The sequence below is a fragment of the Pseudemcibacter sp. genome, assembly GCF_965661635.1.
GTDB lineage: Bacteria > Pseudomonadota > Alphaproteobacteria > Sphingomonadales > Emcibacteraceae > Pseudemcibacter.
Genome location: NZ_CBFIEP010000004.1, coordinates 1 through 4325 on the forward strand (window position 1 = coordinate 1; position 4325 = coordinate 4325).

General features: G+C 35.9%; 5 protein-coding genes and 2 pseudogenes. 6 read left to right on the plus strand and 1 reads right to left on the minus strand.

Features of this window, described 5'->3' with window-relative positions:
- A pseudogene (locus tag ACTF6W_RS00220) lies at positions 1-511 on the plus strand (methylmalonyl Co-A mutase-associated GTPase MeaB); the annotation flags it as partial.
- Here ACTF6W_RS00220 and ACTF6W_RS00225 read toward each other — a convergent pair.
- On the minus strand, positions 512-919 hold the full coding sequence (locus ACTF6W_RS00225) for a hypothetical protein (RefSeq protein ID WP_438992527.1): 408 nt from the start codon (positions 917-919) through the stop codon (positions 512-514).
- 262 nt (positions 920-1181) lie between these two features.
- Here ACTF6W_RS00225 and ACTF6W_RS00230 point away from each other — a divergent pair, with 262 nt between their 5' ends.
- The 5 genes and pseudogenes from ACTF6W_RS00230 to ACTF6W_RS00250 form a co-directional block, all read left to right on the plus strand.
- Entirely contained in the window at positions 1182-2459 is a 1278-nt protein-coding gene (locus tag ACTF6W_RS00230; protein WP_438992528.1) for a DUF1624 domain-containing protein, read from the plus strand.
- Between the two features lie 264 nt (positions 2460-2723).
- Positions 2724-3011, plus strand: coding sequence for a 50S ribosomal protein L28 (rpmB, locus tag ACTF6W_RS00235; RefSeq protein ID WP_249036891.1), 288 nt, complete (start codon positions 2724-2726; stop codon positions 3009-3011).
- Between the two features lie 248 nt (positions 3012-3259).
- On the plus strand, positions 3260-3637 hold the full coding sequence (locus tag ACTF6W_RS00240; RefSeq protein ID WP_438992529.1) for a TetR/AcrR family transcriptional regulator: 378 nt from the start codon (positions 3260-3262) through the stop codon (positions 3635-3637).
- A 33-nt stretch (positions 3638-3670) separates the two neighbouring features.
- Positions 3671-3817, plus strand: coding sequence for a hypothetical protein (locus ACTF6W_RS00245; protein WP_438992530.1), 147 nt, complete (start codon positions 3671-3673; stop codon positions 3815-3817).
- Between the two features lie 71 nt (positions 3818-3888).
- A pseudogene (locus tag ACTF6W_RS00250) lies at positions 3889-4325 on the plus strand (AmpG family muropeptide MFS transporter); the annotation flags it as partial.

Consider the following 4325-nt stretch of genomic DNA (forward strand, 5'->3'; position numbering starts at 1 on the left):
AGGCCAATCAGAAGTCGCCGTAGCAGATCTTGTAGATATGTTTGTCTTGTTGCTCTCGCCTGGCGGAGGAGATGAATTACAAGGTATTAAACGAGGAATTATGGAACTCGCTGATCTAGTCTTTATAAATAAGGCGGATGGTGATTTTAAAGCGGCGGCGCAAATTGCGGCATCAGACGTTAAAAACGCGCTGCATTTAGTGAAACAAAAGTCTGAAAATTGGACTGTGGACACGCTTGAAATCAGTGCCTTAAAAAACCAAGGTATTCAAGATGTCTGGCAAAAGGTTTTAGAATTTAAAATGACTATGATTGAAAGTGGTGAATTTAATGCGAGACGCAATCAGCAATCAATCGATAGTATTTGGTTTGACATAAGCGATTTATTAATTGCAAATATTAAATCGAAAAATGAAGCCGATATTTCTATACTTGAGCAAAAAGTTGGCAAAAATGAATTAACCTCCAGACAGGCAGCCGAGAGGTTAATTGATAAACTGCTGAAAAATTAATTATTTTTCAATTGGTTTATAAATAATAGCAAACATAATGCCGCCAGCCATACTTGAAGTAATATTTATGACATTATCGACGAGTACTGCCGGTATTTCAAAAGGCAGCATGCTATAATAAACCCAAGTTAAACACGAAATAATCATGCCTATTACAGCGCCAATTTTTGCACCTTCCTTTATGCTGCCGTCTTTTCGCATTTCGACATATACATATGCATATAAAACGGTCATTACTAAATAAGCCATTATTGTATATGGCATCATTTGCGCAAGCTCTGCTTCTGGTCGTCCAAGCGCCATAAAGCTTTCAAGTGGCTCAATTAGCAACATCGTGCCTAAGGCACCAACGACTGACATAGCGATATAAGCCGGAATTATTGACAGCCAAAATCTTTTAATATTCATATTTTTCCCTCTCTTTTTTATGCTCCCGTGTGAATTATGGTATAATTCAATCAAAAAAGTCAAATTTGAAATGATCAGGATTTTCTAAAATAAAACTAGATATACAGCCATTATTTCGCCTCTTCATGTTTTCTTCAACTCTTCTCCAACAAAATTCTACAAACATTCATTGATTATCCAAGTTCTCCTCAAGCATAGAAATTAGGATCTCTATAAATATATCCTTGTGAAATAAACAACAGATAATTTTAAGGATAATAAAATGACTGCTTTAAAGAAAAGAGAAGTATCAAGTGAAGTACAAGGGCCCGTATTTGTTCCAGCAATGGATTTATATGCCGCAAATGAGAATGTGGATAAGCGATCATATCGGTTGACCAATATAGATATCGTCAGGGGACTTGTAGTACTTATAATGGCGCTTGATCATGTTCGGGATTATATGATGGTTGGTGGGGTTCAGGACCCGATCGCGCAGCCTGATATCAGTTTGGGATTATATATAACGAGGTGGATAACAAATTTTTGCGCACCAGTATTTATTTTTCTTGCTGGTACATCAGTTGGTTTAATGACTGACCGCCGTTCAAAAAATGAGATAAGTGCTTTTGTATTTAAACGTGGACTTTGGTTAATTTTAATGGAAATTACAATCGTCGCGACTGCTTGGACATTTACTCCTTTAGGTGAAGCTGCAATTGGGGGGCTTACCATAGTTCCTTTGCAGGTAATTTGGGCATTAGGAGCGAGTATGATTTTCTTAGCGGGGGCCCAATTTTTTGGCCCTAAAGTATGTTTGGTATTAGGTGCTGCGATTATCAGTTATCATAATCTATTAGATGGTATATGGCCTGTTGGAACATTGTTTGGCGAAGGTACAGATGCATTCTGGACAACATTACACAGTCAGAACACGGTTATATTTGGTCAGTTCTATATTAATACAGTTTATCCATTATTGCCTTGTGTTGGTATTATGTTGTTGGGTTATGGTTCTTCTTCCATTTTTAAAAAGGCACCAAAAGAAAGGAATACTCTTTTACTTAAAATTGGTTTGATCTTTGTTGCTGCGTTTTTTGCTATTCGCTTCACAGGTGGTTACGGTGACCCTAATCCATGGCAGGTGCAGGATTATGGTCTTCAGGCAACAATTTTTGATTTCATGAACGTTAGCAAATATCCAGCAAGCTTTCTTTATATACTTGCGACACTTGGCGTAATGTCGATAGTTTGCTCTTTTGCTGATAAATTAAAAGGGCCGATAAAGAATGTTCTAGTAATGTTTGGTAGAGTTCCCTTCGCATTTTATATCGCTCATTTATATCTAATACATGCATTGAGTGTAGGTTTGGGAATGTTGCAAGGGTTTGAATTTAATCAGATGATGCATTTCTTTCCTTTATATCCAAAAGGATACGGTGTTGGATTGTTAGAAGTGTATTTAATTTGGGGACTTGTCATTGCAATTCTTTATCCATTTTGTAAATGGGTCGCCGAGATTAAACGAACACGTAAAGATTGGTGGTTAAGTTATCTATAAGAAAGATAATTAGATCAATGATAAAAAAATATGCGCTTCGTCATAAATGGCGAGGCGCCTTTTATTTGAAAAAATATGTAAAATACCTTATCTATATGTCAGGAAGAATATAATATTTTTATGCATTTTTAACTTATATTTCTTGACGTATTTCATTCGATCCCCTATATACCGCTTTCAAGTTTTATAAGGGCTTTTAACGATTCTAATAGTGAATTGTGAATAAAGCCACTAAACATAAGAATTTAAGTTAAGGAAAAGACGATGTCACGAGTATGTGAATTAACAGGCAAAGCTGTAATGAGCGGTAATAATGTGAGCCATGCGCTTAACAGAACCCGTCGTAAATTCCGTCCAAATCTTACAAAAGTAACTTTGATGAGTGATGCACTTGGTCAGTCTGTTAAAATGAAGATTTCTGCGCATGCACTTCGCAGTGTTGAGCATAACGGTGGTTTGGACAATTTTCTAGTGAAAGCTAACGATGCTGTTCTTTCACTAAAAGCAAGACGCTTAAAGAAAAATATCAAAAAGAAATTAGCTGCTGCTTAATTCTTTTTGAATTTTACGTTATTTAAAGCCGCTGATTTTCAGCGGCTTTTTTTATTGTTTTTACTTGTTTGATATTATCTAATTTGAAAAATAGATTGCATTTTAAAAAAATGATAAGAAAATTTTCATATCCTTGTTTTATAACAGTAATCTTAGTCAGTGTGTTTTCAGTATTTTTTCGTTTATTTTAAGCACGATTTACGTATGTCTATAATTCGGTAAATAGTGTGAGATAATAGAGGTAGAACATGAATAAAAGAACGGCATCAAATGCTATCGTTAAAGCAGCTAAAATAGCTTTCCAGCAGAATGGGTATCATAAAACCACTGTGGAAGATATTTTTCAACAAGCTAATTTAAGTATTGAGGAATTTGATGATGCCATTGGATCAAAAGAAAAATGCTGCTTAAAAGTTCTTAAAGCTTATACGGCTGATATGAAAAAGAAGCTTGCAGAATACGAAGAAAATATGAATTCAAGGCAGCGTTTAAGTCTGTATCTTGATGATTTTTTTGATAATGCCGATGACATTGCTGAAAATGGTAGTGCTATGTTCAATCTTTATTGTGCTCTGAGAAACATGGATACTGACCTATCGGATGCAGCAGAAGGTTTGCTAAATTAACAAAAAAACTGGATTGATGAACAATTTGTCAACATGCTTAAAACCCAGAGTGCCGTTAATCAGGGTGATCGTTTAATGGCGGCGCTTCATGGTCTATTCTTTTTAGCATGCCTTAAAAATGATGCCGCTATGTTTAAAAGCCAAATAATCCAATTAAAATCATGGATCAGGTCAATGTAAAAATAATATGGTCTTGACGTTGCCATAATGATAAGCCACTTTGTGATAAACAATAATTCAGAGTGCGCCTATTGTCCGAAACAGAAATTCAAGAAAAATCAGGCCTAGAAGCGATTAAGGTTTATTTTAAACCGACAGTGTTTGCTATATTGTTTTTAGGGTTTTCTTCTGGTGTTCCATACGGCGTGTTAACAGGGGCCCTAAGCTACTGGGTGTCGAAAATTGAACTTAGTCCCAGTGAAATTAGCCTTTTATTAGCCGCGGGCTTTCCGTACACAATCAAATTTTTATGGTCACCAATTATTGATCAGGCGAAATTACCTATCCTGAATAAATTGCTTGGGCAGCGGCGAAGTTGGTTGATTTTATCTCAAATTTTTCTTGCCGGAAGCATTATATGGCTAGGCTTTACAGATCCGCTTGAAAATTATTCGCAGACTTATATAGCGGCCTTTTTGATCGCCTTGTTTGGTGCAACGCAAGATATTGTGATCGATGGATTTCGTAT